Consider the following 15,174-nt stretch of genomic DNA (forward strand, 5'->3'; position numbering starts at 1 on the left):
CCCGGCAGAAAGCTAAAGATGACATTGATGACGATTAAGGTCAGATAGGTCTGCCCCAGCTGCTGAATATAAGGATTTCTCACCACATAGCGCAGCGTTACAATGGCAGCAAACAGCCCAAAAAGCGAGGTGGAAGCCCCCGCCGACAGACTGTCAGGACTGAAAAAAAAGACAAAGAGATTGCCCATTAGACCGGATAAAAGGTAGAGCAGGAAAAAATTGCGGGAACCAAAAATTTCCTCTGTCTGGCGGCCGATAAAATAGAGGGTGACCGCATTAATCGCAAAATGCTCCAGGCCGATATGGACAAAGATTGCAGCAAGAAGGCGCCAAAGCTGACTGGGGTCTTGGATGATAGACAATGCATGAACCGCGCCAAACTCATACACCGTCTGGGGGCTGTCATAGCCAAAGCCCTTGAGCAAAAACATGGCCGCAAAGACAAGCCCTGTCAGGATTAACAGCCCGCTTGTTACAGGATATTTTTTATCGTAGATGTACTTCATAAACCACCAGCTCCTTTACCGCTATGTCATGGGAATCCGGCTCAAAATCAGTCAGCTGAAAATCATACATGCTGCTGATCGTCCGTCCCTGAAAGTCCGCCAGATAGCGATCATAATAGCCGCCGCCATAGCCAATGCGAAAACCGGCTTCATTAAAGGCCACCCCCGGGACATGGATCAAATCGATCTTCGCCTTAGCCACAGCATCTTCACTTATCGGCTCCAAAAGGCCGAAAGAGCTTTTCTGCAGGCGGGTCTCATCATAGTCCACGAAGACCATCCGCCCTTGGCCATAGGTCTTGGGCACTAAGACCCGCTTGCCGTCCAGCTGGGACTGCTTGATAAAAGCTGAAGTCGCAGCCTCGTGCGGCATGGAGAGATAGGTCGCAAGGACCTGAGCCTCTTGATAAGCGGCTGACTGAAGCAGCTGCTGGGTCAGCCAGCTGTCTGCCTGTTCTTTCTCTCTTCCTGCGAATGTTTTCATCTGGCTCAGTACAGCTTGTCTCAGCTCTTTCTTCATGCGCTCATCCACCATTTCCTTATCTTTGGTTGCTTTTATAGTTTAGGAACTTCCCGATTTTTTCAATAGCTAAAGGCAGGACTGCTTCGTCAGGGCTCATCTTGGGATGATGAAGAGCATAGGGACTGTCCACTCCCAGCCAAAACATGACGCCCCTGACCTTGCTGAGCAGATAGCCAAAGTCCTCTCCGGTCATAGCCGGCTCAATGTCAATCAGGTCAATCCCTGCTTCCTGACGGAAGAACTCCATCATCTCTGCAGCCAATTCGGGGTCATTTTCCACCGGCAGATAGCCCCCCTGTTTCAGCTCCAAATCCAGTTCCAAGCCAAAACTTTGGGCAATTCCCTCAGCCATCTCTTTCAGACGCTGCTGGGTCAGCTGATTCATTTCCTGAGTCAGGGTCCGAATAGTCCCGTGCAGAAAAGCCGTCTCTGCGATGACATTGTTGGTCCTGCCGGCATGGAGCGCGCCAAAGGTCACTACTGCCCCCTCGATAGGATCCACATTGCGGCTGACAATGGTCTGCACCTGCGTGATAAAATAGCTGGCTGCTACCAAAGCATCGTTGGCCTCATGCGGGAAAGCAGCATGCCCTCCCCTGCCCTTAAAGGTCAGCTTGACTTCGCAGGTCCCGGCAAAAAGGGTACCAGTATTGGTGGCAAACTGCCCCACCTGCAGATCGGGCCGGACATGGAGGCCGTAAAATTCATCCGGCAGCCAGTCGCCAAAGGCCCCAGCCTCATACAGGAGCATGCCGCCGGCCTCATTTTCCTCCGCCGGCTGAAAGAGAAAAAGCAGATTGTGAACAGGGCGTTCCTGCAGGCTCTGCTCCAACAGGCCCAGAGCAACCGTCATGTGCAGATCGTGCCCGCAAGCATGCATCCGCCCTTCGTGGGTGCTGGCAAAGTCCAGACCCGTCTCTTCGCTGATTGGCAGACCGTCTATATCTGTCCGCCAGCCAATCGTCTTGCCCGGCGCACTTCCCTTGACAAAGACCAAGATACCAGTCCGCCAAGTCCGAATCTCCACAAAATCCAGACCAGCCGTCAGGCCGTCAATGACCCGCATCAGGTAGGCATGGGTTTTGTACTCTTCCAGACCGATTTCCGGTATCTGGTGCAGATCGCGGCGAATGTTTACATAATCAAGCATGGTTTCTTTCCTTCAAAGTCTTGTCCGACTATTTCCAGTCTCAGAACAGTCAAAAAAATTGAGCCGCAAGCACGATTGGCAGAAGCGGCTATTTTTGTCTTAATGAATATTACAGGGTCCGCAGAGCATCTTCCAAGGCTGTTTTCTGCTGTGTCTTTTCATCAATCTCCTTGATGACACGCGCCGGAACACCGGCAACAACGACATTTTCCGGAACATCCTGAGTCACAATCGCTCCCGCTGCCACCACAGAGCCATTGCCGATCTGCACGCCTTCAATGACAACGGCATTGGCGCCGATGAGGACATTGTCTCCGACCCGTACTGGCTCCGCACTGGCAGGCTCAATCACACCAGCCAGCACAGCCCCAGCGCCGATATGGCTGTTTTGGCCGACACTGGCCCGGCCGCCCAGAACAGCTCCCATATCAATCATGGTCCCCGCTCCGATTTCTGCACCGATATTGATCACAGCGCCCATCATAATGACAGCATTGTCACCAATCTCCACCTGATCGCGGATAATGGCTCCCGGCTCAATCCGGGCATTGAGCTCTCGCTTATCCAGAAGCGGCACAGCCGAATTGCGGGCATCCTGCTCTACGACATAGGTTTTATTTTCTTCTAAGTTGACCAAAAGCGGCTTGATTTCGGCCCAATCGCCAAAGAGGACATTGCCTAATTTCACAACAGACCAAGGAATCGGACCGTGCAGTTCTCCTTCAAAGGTCACCTTGACGGCCGTTTTTTTCTTGGCATCTGCGATAAACTGGATAATTTCTTGAGCGGACATTTTGCTTGCTGGCATAGGATTGCCTCCATTCGTAAAATATGATTAGAAAGTATTATAACATAAAAAAGGAGATTGCAAAACCTCCTGCAAATCCCTAATCAATCTATCAGCGGACATTTTTATAGCAGAGGCGGTCATCGCCTGCCGGAGATACTGTGAACCAAAGACTCACCTGTTTTCCATTTTCCAATTTATAGAGAATGTTTAATCTTTGTCCGCTCTCACCTCCAGAATCCATGTCTATGTATTTTGACAAGCCAAACTGCTCTAGAATTTCTGGATAGCTGGCGCCAGATTCATTCTGAAATTCCTTCCCAAGGACAAGATGATTAAAATCTTCCTCTTTTAAAGCCCTTTGGCTTTGAGCATGCTCCGAAGTCAAAAGATTATAAGAATAAAGACCGGATAGTTGATATTCATTTCTTATTTTTTCAAAATAAAAGGACAAACGCTGCCGCGGATTTTCCCGGAAATAAAAAAGACTCCCACGCCCATCAGCTTGCCCCATGAAAGGAGCCAGATTGCCCGAATGAGCTTTGCCAAATTTAGCAACAATATCTTTAGGCGTGAGCCCTGCACCGCTTCGTTCGTCCGCATCCCTTTTCTTCTGCAACTGAAGTTGGGGGATCAGCTGATTGGCTGGTCCTCGGACTTTTTCCCCTCTTCCAGAGACAGGAAAACCATCGGAATGACCACCAGAATCATTGCCAAAATCAAGGGCAGATCCAGCTTTAGGCCCAGAAAAAGGGTGCTGAAAACAGCGGATGACAGGGGCTCACTGGCACCCAAAACGGTCACAATCAAAGGGGAAACCAGAGAGACTGCCTTGAGAGACAGCAAAAAGGCAAGAGCCGTCCCAAAAAGAGCAATAATCAGCGAGATAGCGAGACTCTTAAGGTCTGGCTGAAAGGGGAGGAGCGGCAGCGGAGCAAAAAGATTGCTGAACAGCCCAGCCGCAAACATGCCCCAGCCAATAGTCGGAATCAGGCCGTATTTCTTAGCAAAGGAGCGCGGCAGAATCGCGTTGAGAGTCATAGCCAGAGCACTCATGAAGCCGCCCAGCAGGGCCAGCGGTGTCAGGGTGATTTGTGAAATATCCCCCTTGGTCGTCATCAAAAAAACGCCGGCCATCGCCAAGAAAACATAGAGCAGAGCCGTCTTGCTGACTGGCTGCTTGAGGAAAAAGAAGTGATAGCCCAGCATAAAAATCGGGCTGGTAAACTGCAAAATCGTCGCCGTGGCCGCATTAGACTCCTGAATGCAGAGATAAAAGAAAAACTGCACCGAAAAAATACCCGCCAAGGCATAAAAAGTAAAAGGAAGAACATTTTTCCTTTCCCGCCAGATATCGAAAATCCGCCAGCCAGCCTGTCTGAAAGCCAGCAGCAGAAAGACAAGGCCGGCTACAATCAGCCGCATGGAGGTAATCCAGCCGGTCGTGACGCTGTAATGTTTAAAAAAATATTCGCCAAAAATCCCTGACGCTCCCCAGACCAGTCCAGAAGCCAAGGCATAGCAAATACCGCTAAATAGTTTCTTTTGATACTGATTCATATCTCGATTGTAACATATATTTCAGGAAAGGCAAGCCCGCCTGACAAAAAGAACAGCTCTGGTCTTTTAGTTTGCTTGTATACTTCGGCAAACTAGACCAGAGCCAGCCGCAGGCTCCTGGGGCGGAATTGATTTAATACTCAATGAAAATCATCAGCAAACTAGGCAGGAGCAGACTGGATGGCAGCGAGCTGCTCAAAGCACTGCTTTGAGGTTATGGATGAAACATCCGTTAGGATGTGTCAAGACCGTTCGTCTTTTAGACTCCAAAAAGCTCCTAATCATCCTCGCGGGGCTCAGTCCCCCGGACTGTTTTGACACAAACTGCGTTTGTTTTATTCCCAACCTCTCACAGTCCCCCGGACTGTGAGAGCAAGGCGAGTTAACGACGGAATAAAAGATAAACGAAATGACGACGGCTGTCCTTCTGCCCCTCTCTTCACTCCTCTGCTTCATTGGTCTCTTTGGACGCCTGCGCCGCAAAAAACTGAGCCGCAGCGACAGCCCGCTGCCAGCCTTGGTAGAGCTCTTCTCTGCGCTGAGCGTCCATCTGCGGCTCGAAGCTCCGGCCGACAGCATTGAGACTTTTCAGCTCCTCCAAGTCCTGCCAATAGCCAGCGGCAAGACCCGCCAGAAAAGCCGCTCCCAGAGCAGTTGTTTCCAAATTCTGGGCTCGGGCAATCTCAATCCCCAAAATATCTGCCTGAAACTGCATCAGATAGTGATTCATGGCAGCTCCGCCGTCCACTTTTAACAGCCGAATCGGTGTCCCGGTGTCCTTTTCCATAGTATCAATAATATCCCGCACCTGATAAGCAATAGACTGCAGGGTTGCTTTGATAAAATCTTCCTTGGAAGTTCCCCGGGTCAGACCAAATACCGCTCCTCTGGCCTCCTGATCCCAGTAAGGAGCGCCCAGCCCTGTGAAGGCAGGCACTACATAGACTTCATCGGCATTTTGAGAATGCTGGGCATAGCTCTCAGATTCCGCCGCAGAGTCCAAGAGGCGCAGACCGTCCCGCAGCCACTGGACAGCACTGCCCGCGATGAAAATGGAGCCTTCCAAGGCATAGGTAATCTTGCCGTCAATGCCATAGCCAATCGTTGTCAGCAGGCTATTCTGAGACAGGCTGGCGTCTGCTCCTGTATTCATAATGATGAAAGAGCCTGTTCCGTAAGTATTTTTGACCATGCCCGGCTCAAAGGCCAGCTGGCCGAAAAGAGCGGCCTGCTGATCTCCAGCCATTCCCGCAATCGCTGCCTGCCCGCCGTAGAAATGATAGGGCTTGGTATAGCCGTAGATTTCTGAATTGGAGCGGACCTCCGGCAGCATGGCCGCAGGTATCCGGAGAATGTCTAAAATTTCCTCATCCCATTTTAAATCCCTGATGTTATAAAGCATCGTGCGGGCTGCATTGGAATAATCGGTCACATGAACAGCGCCGTCTGTTAGCTTCCAAACCAGCCAGGAATCAATGGTACCAAAGAGCAGTTCCCCCTTCTCCGCCCTTTCCTGAGCGCCTTCCACATGGTCTAAAATCCAGCGGACCTTGGTCGCTGAAAAATAAGCATCAATGACCAAACCGGTCTTCTGATGAAAGAGCTCCGTACAGCCTTCTTTCTTCAGCTGCTCTGCCAGCGGCGCTGTCTGCCGTGACTGCCAGACGATCGCATTGTAGATTGGAAGACCGCTTTCCTTGTCCCAGACCACTGCTGTTTCCCGCTGATTGGTAATCCCAATAGCCTCAATCTGACTGGGCTTGATGCCGCTTTCGATAAAGACATTGGCGATGACTGACTGCACCGAATTCCAGATTTCATTGGCATTGTGCTCTACCCAGCCCGGCTCCGGAAAAATCTGCCTGAATTCCTTCTGACTGGCGCAGACCTGCTGACCTGCATGATTAAAAATAATCGCTCTAGAACTGGTCGTTCCCTGATCAATCGCCATGATATAGTTTTCCTGCGGCATAAAAAACCTCCATTCTGTCTTTGTTTCTATTATACAAAATAAAGCGTTTTCTTTCTATGCTTTTTGACCATTTTGTGAGGAAATCACAAAAAGAATGCCAACCTCCAAATTCTTTGTCCGTTCAGCACTCTTTCCGTGTCTTATTTCAAAATGTTACTCAAAAGATACCGGCCGTCTTCCTGACGGATAAAAATCAGATTCAGTTCCTTGCTGGAGGAAGTTTCGTAGTTTATCTGCATCTCTGGCGCCAATTCACCATCTCCAAAAACTGAGATACTTCTATATTCCGGAAACTCTTTGACTAGCTCCGTAAAGGAAGAGCCCCCTTCGCCTGTTTCCTTATCGCCTGTCTTTAACTTCTCTGTAATCTGATCAGATACTTTCCGATCATAATCATCACTGCCGGGCATAGCATGCATGCCATTGAGACGATAGACACCATCCTCGTCTTTTACAAAGGTAAGGCTGGTATAGCCAGAATCAGGCAGCCAAGACAAAGACAGCCCTTCTTCTTGAAAAGTCACATTGCTAGCCAAGCCAAATTGTTCAATAACCTGATCAGGAGTCAGCCCATCATCATCTATATGATGGAAGTTCAGTTTTTCAAAATCTTTCATTTTCCATTCATATACATCATCTTCAGACTGGGCTACATAGGCAGCAAAGTTGGTTTGCTGGCCTTTTCGTACATTTTTCGTCGACACAAGCTGTGTACTTCCGCCGCTCATAAAATCATTTAGGAAATAGCCGCCCAGACCTCCTAGAAATAGTCCTGCTGCCAGACCGATTCCTAAAAATCCTATCCATTTCCCTGTCTGGTTTTTCTGCGGTTTTTGGCCCAGCTGGTCAGAAAAATTGGCAGTTTGCTGCAGACCAGCATCGTTTTGCCCAGCCGGATTGAAGCCTGGAGACGGGGACTCTTGAAAGGGCGCCTGCGGCCAACCATTCTGCTGAGGCGTTTGAGTATAGAACGCTTCAACTGTTGGCTGCTGAGCACCAAAATCTTGATTCGTATTCATCATCTCTGGCCCTCCAACTGCTGCTTGAGGAGGTTGACCCCCTACTGAAGCGGCTGAAAATTGCCCTGTTTCTGACATCTGGGGCTGCTGCGGAATTGGAGCCGCTCCATCCAGTGATGCTTCTTGTGCTTTGTTTTGTTCTGTCATTGGTTCTCCTTTTTGCTGTTTATTTTGCAAGAGCAGCAGACAAGAGATAATTCCCATCCTCCTGCTGAATGAAAGTCAATTTATAGCTGCCGCCATTAGGAGCTGCATACACAGCCTCCATGATGGTTCGGCTAGTCTTCTCCTTAAAATCTTCATCGACATAGATATAGATGTTCCGCAGACTGCCATATTCCTTAAAAACATCCTTATAGGAAACACCGTCTTTACCAGTCTTTGCATCGCCTTTTTTCAGTTTTTCAAAATAATCCGTCGCCATCGCTTCATCCTCAGCATTATGACTGCTTCCTACAAAACGAATGTCATACATATGAAGGCTGTTCAGATAGAAGGCCTCTTTTTTCTTATCAAAATCCAGAGAAACAGATTGGTCCGTATAATAAATCGGCCATTCTTCTTCCTCATCATAGCTTTGGAGCGTCCCCCACTCTAAATCCATCTCATCGTTAGAGAAATCCCCCTTTAAAGCCTTACCGTATTTATCCAGAATATCCTCTATAGGAGTCCCATTAGCATCTGTCTGCACAGTATTAAACCGCAAATCTGCCAAATCGTCAATATTCCAGTTAAATGCAGCCTCATCTGGATCAATGTACTGGTCTGATTGATCTCTCTTTGACGGCCCAGCATCCGCCAAGGGCCGCAGCTCAGGATATTCTCCTTTGATAACATCCGCTGTTCCCATGCCATAGCCCCATACTCCTCCTCCGATTAGTCCAATGCCAAGAGAAAGCAGGACTGCACCTATCAGGATTCCCTTCCATAGCTTATTCTTGGCCAAAGGCGGAGTTGGTCCCTGCGGGCTTGAAACATGGTCTTGCGGAGATTGAAAATGATGCGGTCCCCCTCTTGCGACTGAGCATTTTTTGACGGATCAAAAGAATGCTGTGATTGCTTTTCTGTCAATCTTCCTTCCTCCTTACTTATTTTTTAAATTGTAACAGTAAAAACGGTCTCAGCGAGACTTTGAAACAGTAACCGGAAAACCTATTCTTCATCAGCTCCGATATATAAAAAGCTCCCGTCTCTCTGTCCTAAGAAAACCAGATGCTGATAGCCATCTTCCGTCTTGTAAGTCGCCGCAGCCATCAAACGGTTGGAGACAATCCTATTATCCACATCGCGCTCGGTTGTGATGACAATCTCTGATGGAACCGGATGCTTCTGCAGAACTTCTGACAAGGCCGTTCCTCCTTTCCCGGTCTCCTTATCCCCTGTCTGCAATCGCTCCAAATCTTCTTGGGAAAGCTCGCTCCAATCTGTCGTTTCCTTCTCTTTTCTATATTCCTTGAAAGAGTCTCCCACTGTCACCTGCCTCAGATAGTAATTCTGATCTACTTCGTCGAATTGAAAATAGATATTTTGCTCCTTGTCTCTGACAGAAGAAGCCCAGCGGAGTATCAGCTGATTGCCATCATATTCGGCTGAGCTGGCCAACCCGTATGCTGCAACAATTTGATCTGCCGTCAAGCCTAAGCCATCATCATTCGTATAGCTCAACAACCCCAAATCTTTCAAGGTCCATGTGAACTGCACTGACTGACCATCCGTAATAAATCCCTTGTCTTTTTCCTTGGCTTCTTCCTGCGCCTTAGTCAAGCGTTTAATGCGTTGGATGTCCTTATCTGTCTGCGCTTGCTTGCCGATCAAATAAGCTGAACCGCTGCCGATCAAAAGGCCAATGATGAGAGCAAAAACTGAACCCCCTATGACTGTTCCGATATTGCCCTTCTTATCAGGCAGCCCTTGCGGCTGAATCTGCTGGAAATTCCCTTGCAATGGCTGGCTGGTTTCATGCTCTTGCCAACCCCCTTGCACTTGACCTTGTCCGTCTTTTTCTGACATGGTTTTCTCCTTGTAAATTTTGTTGATTTGCCACATTGCAAAAACATTGAAATAAGATGACAAATTTTACAGTATTATAACATAAATTTTTCTTCCAATCAAAAAACCTCCCCGAAGGAAGGTCTTGTCTTGCATGATTACAGGCGGGCATTCAGCTCTTTGCTCAGGTCTTCAAAGCCCGGTTTGCCAAGCAGGGCAAACATATTCTTCTTGTAGGCTTCTACACCAGGCTGGTCAAATGGATTGATGCCATTCAGGTAGCCTGAAAGGGCAATCGCCAGCTCAAAGAAGTAGATCGTATAACCCAACGTGAACGCATTCTGCTCTGGCAGTGTGACGAACATATTAGGCACATCACCGTCTGTATGGGCCAGCAGCACGCCATCTGTGGCCTTCTTGTTGACAAAATCTACATCTTTTCCTTGCAGGTAGCCCAAACCGTCCAGGTCCTCTGCCAGTTCAGGAATCAGCACATTCTTGCGCGGTTTATCAACACGAACAACTGTTTCAAACATGATACGGGCACCTTCTTGGATAAATTGGCCCAGAGAGTGCAGGTCCGTTGAAAAGTTGGCTGAAGTTGGGTAAATCCCTTTTTGGTCTTTGCCTTCTGACTCACCGGCCAGCTGCTTCCACCATTCGCTGAAATACTGCAGGGACGGCTCGTAGTTGACCAAAATCTCTGTCGCATAGCCCTTGCGGTAAAGGATATTGCGCAGAGCCGCATATTGATAGGCTTCATTATCCGAAATTTTGTCAGAAGTGTAAGCCTTGCGGGCAGCGTTGGCACCTTCCATGAGCTTGGTGATATCAGCACCGGAAGCTGCGATTGGCAAGAGGCCTACCGCTGTCAGCACTGAGAAACGGCCGCCGACATCATCCGGCACAACAAAGGTAGCCCAGCCATTGGCATCAGCTTCCACTTTAACTGCCCCCTTGACACGGTCTGTCGTTGCATAAATCCGCTTGTTAGCTTCTTCCTGACCATATTTCTTAAGCAAGAGTTCCTTAAAGACACGAAAAGCAATAGCCGGTTCTGTCGTCGTTCCTGACTTGGAAATCACATTGACAGAGAAGTCCTTGTCCGCCACATATTCCACCAGATCAGCCAAATAGGTTGACGAGATCGAGTTGCCGGCATACAGAATCTGCGGCGCCTTGCGTTCTTCCTTGCTCTGCAGATTCACAAAGGAATGATTCAAAAAGTCAATGGCTGCTTTCGCTCCCAGATAAGATCCGCCGATACCAATCACGACCAAGACATCGCTGTCTGACTTGATTTGCTCCGCCGCCTGCAGGATACGGGCAAACTCTTCCTTATCATAATTTTCAGGAAGGTCCAGCCAGCCGCGGAAATCTGCTCCCGCTCCGGTTCCTTTGCGCAGTAATTCATCAGCAGCAGTCACCTGAGACTGCATGTATTCTACTTCATGAGGTGCCACAAACTTGCCCAGCACCTTGGAGTAGTCAAATTTAATATGTGTCATGTTCATCCTCCATTATTTCTTCTCTTTTATGATAACGCTTTAAAGACAAATACGCAAGTAGTTTTACCATTTTAAAACGTTTACATTTATCTCCCTGCTCTATTTTAAAGACAGCCTTCAAAGCAGAGCAGGCTTAGACGCAATCGTTTGCATTCAGCTACCAATCTGTAAAAAAGCATTCTCTTGCTCTGCAACTCCGCAGGAAACAGTAAGAAAAAACTCCCGAGAAGGCTGGGAGGCTGTACTATAACGCAGCTGCGTCCTTGGGACTGGATTCGTCAAGAGCTCCGTACCCACGCGCCGACCAGCGGCTGGGCATCCATATCTCTAAGCTCACTTGCGGACTGCAGATTTGGTTCATGATGGTCAAAGGTTTACAGCTTTTATCCTAACGGATAAAACTGCATCCATTGCTCTAAAACGTATCTGCGTCCTTGGGACTGGATTCGTCAAGAGCAATAGAAAAGAGCACACAGTTTACTTCGCTTAGGGCTGCTGGATTCCTCCCCTGACCCGCTTCACGCAAAACTGTTGCTCCATTAATCAGTATAACACAAACTTTCTCAAAACTCTAGACATTTACTCACTTTTTTTCCGGCGGTTTCTGAAAAAATTCTGCATCACAGCAGCGCAGTCTTCCTCTAAAAGCCCGCTTTCCACCTCAACCCGGTGATTGAGCCGCTCATCAGTCAAGATGTCGTAGAGACTGCCGGCAGCACCGAATTTCTGATTTCTGGCACCATAGACAACCCGAGGGATTCGGGCCAGACCGATAGCCCCGCTGCACATGACACAGGGCTCAATGGTGACAAAGAGCGTGGTATCCAGCAGACGCCAGCTCTGCTCATGCTGATTGGCCTCTTCAATGCCCATGATTTCCGCATGCATGACCGCCCGCTGCAGTTCCTCTCGGGCATTGTGGCCGCGGCCGATAATATCGCCGTCCCTGACCAGGACACAGCCGATGGGAATTTCATCATGTGCCAGAGCGATTTCTGCCTCTTTCAGAGCTTCCCTCATAAAAAATTCTTTTTCTTCCTGACTGTAGTCCATGATCCCTTTTCCCTTTCCACTCTTCCTCTCCATTATAACATGCCTTCAGGCAAAACAAAAGCCACCGCTGGGGTGGCCTTCAGGAGATTATTATGAAAAAGTTTTAGGATTTCTAAACAAAGTTAGGAGATCTTTGTTTATGATTTCATTATAAAGAACCCGACTTAAAAGAAACTTAAGAGCCGTTTTTTTAAAAGGTTGATTTTGCCCAGACGCTAAAGGCTTGCAAAGACAAAGGCTGACAGCAGGACAGACTCCCATATGCTGTCTGCCAGCCACCGCCTTGCTGCCTATCATTTTCTTATTTCCAGACGATAGCTGGAACTTTCCCTGCTTTTCAATTTCTGGACAGGGCTAAAAGGGTTCCCCGAACCTTTTTATGCTCCCAGACCAGTTCACTGCTAGAAGCAAACGAAAAGGCTATACGGTATCAGACTCATCTATTACAGGCTGGACCAAACACTTTCCAGGATATTGGTCTGTTCCCGGCCGGGGCCGACTGAGAAAGTTGAGATACGGACACCGACCAGCTCACTGACACGGCGGACATAGTTGCGGGCATTTTCAGGAAGGTCCTCTAAACTGCGGACACCAGTGATGTCCTCCTGCCAGCCCGGCAGCTCTTCATAGATCGGCCTGCAGCGTTTAAGCTGCTCCAGACTCGCCGGATAATGATCGATGCGCTGACCGTCAAGGTCATAAGCTACACAGATCTTCACCGTATCCAGACCGGTCAGAACATCAATCGAATTGAGGGAGAGATTGGTAATCCCTGATACCCGGCGGCTATGGCGCATGACCACTGAGTCAAACCAGCCAACCCGGCGCGGACGGCCAGTCGTGGTACCATATTCATGACCCACATCGCGAATCCGGTCGCCAATCTCGTCAAAGAGTTCCGTCGGAAAGGGACCATCGCCGACCCGGCTGGTGTAGGCCTTGCAGACGCCGACAACCTTGTCAATCTTGCTAGGACCGACACCGGAGCCAATGGTCACACCGCCGGCTACCGGATTAGAAGACGTTACAAAAGGATAGGTTCCTTGATCAATATCCAGCATGACCCCTTGAGCCCCCTCAAAGAGCACGCGCTTGCCATGGTCCAAAGCATCATTGAGAATGACGGAAGTGTCAGTCACATACTGCTTAATCTGCTGACCGTAAGCGTAATATTCCTCAAAAATATCCTCAACACTCATCGCCCGGCTGTCATAGAGCTTTTCAAAGAGACGGTTTTTCTCAGCCAGATTGCGCTCCAAGCGCTCTCTGAAAATGTCTCTATCCAAAAGATCAGCAATGCGAATCCCTACACGCGCAGCCTTGTCCATGTAAGCCGGTCCAATCCCCTTGATGGTGGTACCGATCTTATGTTCACCCTTGGCTTCTTCCTGCAGGCGGTCCAGCTCAATATGATAAGGCAAAATGACATGCGCCCTATCTGAAATACGGAGATTATCGGTGGTAATGCCTTCTCCATGCAGATAAGCCAGCTCTTTCACAAGGGACTTAGGATTGACAACCATACCGTTTCCGATGACAGAGATTTTTTCCGGGAAGAAAATCCCTGACGGGATTAGGTGCAGCTTGTACTTTTTGCCGTCAATGACAATGGTGTGGCCGGCATTGTCTCCGCCTTGATAGCGGGCAATGACTTCCGCATTGGCAGAGAGAAAATCGGTAATCTTTCCCTTGCCTTCATCTCCCCACTGGGTTCCTACAACAACTACTGATGTCATATCTTTGTCTGAGCCTCTACTCAGACTATTTTAAATTCAGACTGGCTGCAGGCTGCAGCTCAGGCAGTGAATTCAAATAGAAAGAGTAAGAAACAGCTCTTCCTTTCTTGCATCTATGGCAGGAATCTCACCTGCGGTATATCTTACACTTCATTATAAGAAAAAAAGAGTTTTTTTTCAAGGTTGGACAGATTTTTGATTTGGTTTTTCTTTTTTGAAAAGGGTTTAATTGCTGCAAATCTCTTATTTTCCCGAAACAAAGCAGAGTATAGGCCGAAAAGGTTCGGAAATTTCCTAAAAACGTAGCAGATAGTTGTTTTCTGGCTGTTTTTGTAATAGACTAATTTTATCATAGCAGGGATGGAGAAAACCGATGACCATTGACCATTTATTAGAAAAACTAGATGCAGCAAGTCCGATTCTGCAGGCAACCTTCGGCCTCGAAAGAGAGAGCCTGCGGGTGACAGCAGAGGGAAGTCTGGCTCAGACAGACCATCCGCAGATCTTGGGCTCCCGCAACTACCACCCGACCATCCAGACTGACTTCAGCGAGCAGCAGCTGGAGCTGATCACCCCTGTCGCCCACTCAGCCAGTGAAGCGCGGCGCCTGCTGGGAGCCATCACAGACGTAGCCGAGCGCTCCATCGATCCCAATGAGCGACTCTGGCCGCTCTCCATGCCGCCCCGGCTGACAGAGGAAGAGATTGTCATCGCCCGGCTGGAAAATGAATACGAACACCATTACCGGGAAGGGCTGGCCGCCAAATACGGCAAACGCTGCAGGCAATCTCAGGCATTCATTACAATATAGAGCTGGGCAAGGACTTAGTGGCGGCTCTCTTTGCCGTCAGCGGCTATGCTTCCCTCCGAGATTTTAAAAACGATCTCTATCTCAAGCTGGCCCGCAACTTTCTGCGCTTCCGCTGGCTGCTGACCTATCTCTACGGAGCAGCCCCCTTAGCGGAGGCTGGTTTCTATGACCAGGACATTCCCCAGCCCATTCGCTCTTTTCGCAACAGCGACTATGGCTATGTCAATGATCCCCACATCCATGTCTCCTACGCTTCTCTGGAGCAGTATGCCGCGGATATTGAAGGCTATGTTCAGGCAGGCGACCTGAGTGCGGAGAAGGAATTTTACTCTGCTGTCCGTTTCCGCGGGCAGAAGCACAACCGCAGCTATCTGGACAAGGGTGTGACTTATCTGGAATTTCGTTGCTTTGATCTCAATCCCTTTGATGCCTTGGGAATCAGTCAGGAAACTCTGGATAGTGTCCATCTCTTTCTTCTAGCCCTGCTGTGGCTGGAGGATGTCAAGGAGGCAGACGAAAGCTTAGAAGCTGCGCACGCTCTCAACCAACGGGTTGCCTGC

Annotated in this window: 11 protein-coding genes, 1 other RNA gene and 3 pseudogenes; 1 reads left to right on the forward strand and 14 read right to left on the reverse strand. The window is 49.0% G+C overall.

The features are described 5' to 3' along the window. From STRDD11_RS02100 to STRDD11_RS02165, 14 genes and pseudogenes are all read right to left on the reverse strand, one after another. A partial coding sequence (locus STRDD11_RS02100) for a rhomboid family intramembrane serine protease (protein ID WP_164828357.1) occupies positions 1-506 on the reverse strand: 506 nt, incomplete at its 3' end. Then, positions 487-1,026, reverse strand: a complete 540-nt coding sequence (locus STRDD11_RS02105; RefSeq protein WP_128835346.1) for a 5-formyltetrahydrofolate cyclo-ligase — start codon at positions 1,024-1,026, stop codon at positions 487-489. The genes STRDD11_RS02100 and STRDD11_RS02105, both read right to left, overlap by 20 nt. A gap of 19 nt (positions 1,027-1,045) precedes the next feature. Further along, positions 1,046-2,179, reverse strand: coding sequence for an N-acetyldiaminopimelate deacetylase (locus STRDD11_RS02110; RefSeq protein ID WP_128834885.1), 1,134 nt, complete (start codon positions 2,177-2,179; stop codon positions 1,046-1,048). A gap of 109 nt (positions 2,180-2,288) precedes the next feature. Next, on the reverse strand, positions 2,289-2,987 hold the full coding sequence (gene dapD, locus STRDD11_RS02115) for a 2,3,4,5-tetrahydropyridine-2,6-dicarboxylate N-acetyltransferase (RefSeq protein WP_128834887.1): 699 nt from the start codon (positions 2,985-2,987) through the stop codon (positions 2,289-2,291). 91 nt (positions 2,988-3,078) lie between these two features. Beyond that, a pseudogene (locus tag STRDD11_RS02120) lies at positions 3,079-3,606 on the reverse strand (hypothetical protein); the annotation flags it as partial. Continuing rightward, positions 3,600-4,526, reverse strand: a complete 927-nt coding sequence (locus STRDD11_RS02125; RefSeq protein ID WP_128834889.1) for a DMT family transporter — start codon at positions 4,524-4,526, stop codon at positions 3,600-3,602. The pseudogene STRDD11_RS02120 and the gene STRDD11_RS02125, both read right to left, overlap by 7 nt. Before the next feature lie 439 nt (positions 4,527-4,965). Then, positions 4,966-6,498: a glycerol kinase GlpK gene (glpK, locus tag STRDD11_RS02130; protein WP_128834892.1), complete on the reverse strand. Its 1,533-nt coding sequence runs from the start codon at positions 6,496-6,498 to the stop codon at positions 4,966-4,968. Positions 6,499-6,638: 140 nt separating this feature from the next. Further along, positions 6,639-7,517, reverse strand: a complete 879-nt coding sequence (locus STRDD11_RS02135) for a hypothetical protein (protein ID WP_241209280.1) — start codon at positions 7,515-7,517, stop codon at positions 6,639-6,641. A gap of 166 nt (positions 7,518-7,683) precedes the next feature. Further along, a pseudogene (locus STRDD11_RS02140) lies at positions 7,684-8,609 on the reverse strand (hypothetical protein). Between the two features lie 60 nt (positions 8,610-8,669). Then, the gene (locus STRDD11_RS02145) at positions 8,670-9,527 is read right to left on the reverse strand and encodes a hypothetical protein (RefSeq protein WP_128834896.1); all 858 of its coding nucleotides are present in this window, start codon (positions 9,525-9,527) and stop codon (positions 8,670-8,672) included. Positions 9,528-9,664: 137 nt separating this feature from the next. Continuing rightward, positions 9,665-11,014, reverse strand: coding sequence for a glucose-6-phosphate isomerase (locus STRDD11_RS02150; protein WP_128834898.1), 1,350 nt, complete (start codon positions 11,012-11,014; stop codon positions 9,665-9,667). A 450-nt stretch (positions 11,015-11,464) separates the two neighbouring features. After that, positions 11,465-11,563: signal recognition particle sRNA small type (gene ffs / locus STRDD11_RS02155), an RNA gene on the reverse strand. A 30-nt stretch (positions 11,564-11,593) separates the two neighbouring features. Then, the gene (gene tadA / locus STRDD11_RS02160) at positions 11,594-12,070 is read right to left on the reverse strand and encodes a tRNA adenosine(34) deaminase TadA (protein WP_128835348.1); all 477 of its coding nucleotides are present in this window, start codon (positions 12,068-12,070) and stop codon (positions 11,594-11,596) included. 440 nt (positions 12,071-12,510) lie between these two features. Next, complete coding sequence (locus STRDD11_RS02165; protein WP_128834900.1) at positions 12,511-13,803, reverse strand: adenylosuccinate synthase; 1,293 nt, start codon at positions 13,801-13,803, stop codon at positions 12,511-12,513. A 373-nt stretch (positions 13,804-14,176) separates the two neighbouring features. Between STRDD11_RS02165 and gshAB the strand changes: the two are divergent. After that, positions 14,177-15,174, forward strand: a pseudogene (gene gshAB, locus STRDD11_RS14100) (bifunctional glutamate--cysteine ligase GshA/glutathione synthetase GshB); the annotation flags it as partial.

The organism is Streptococcus sp. DD11 (assembly GCF_001578865.1).
In the GTDB taxonomy this organism is placed as follows: Bacteria; Bacillota; Bacilli; order Lactobacillales; family Streptococcaceae; genus Streptococcus; species Streptococcus panodentis.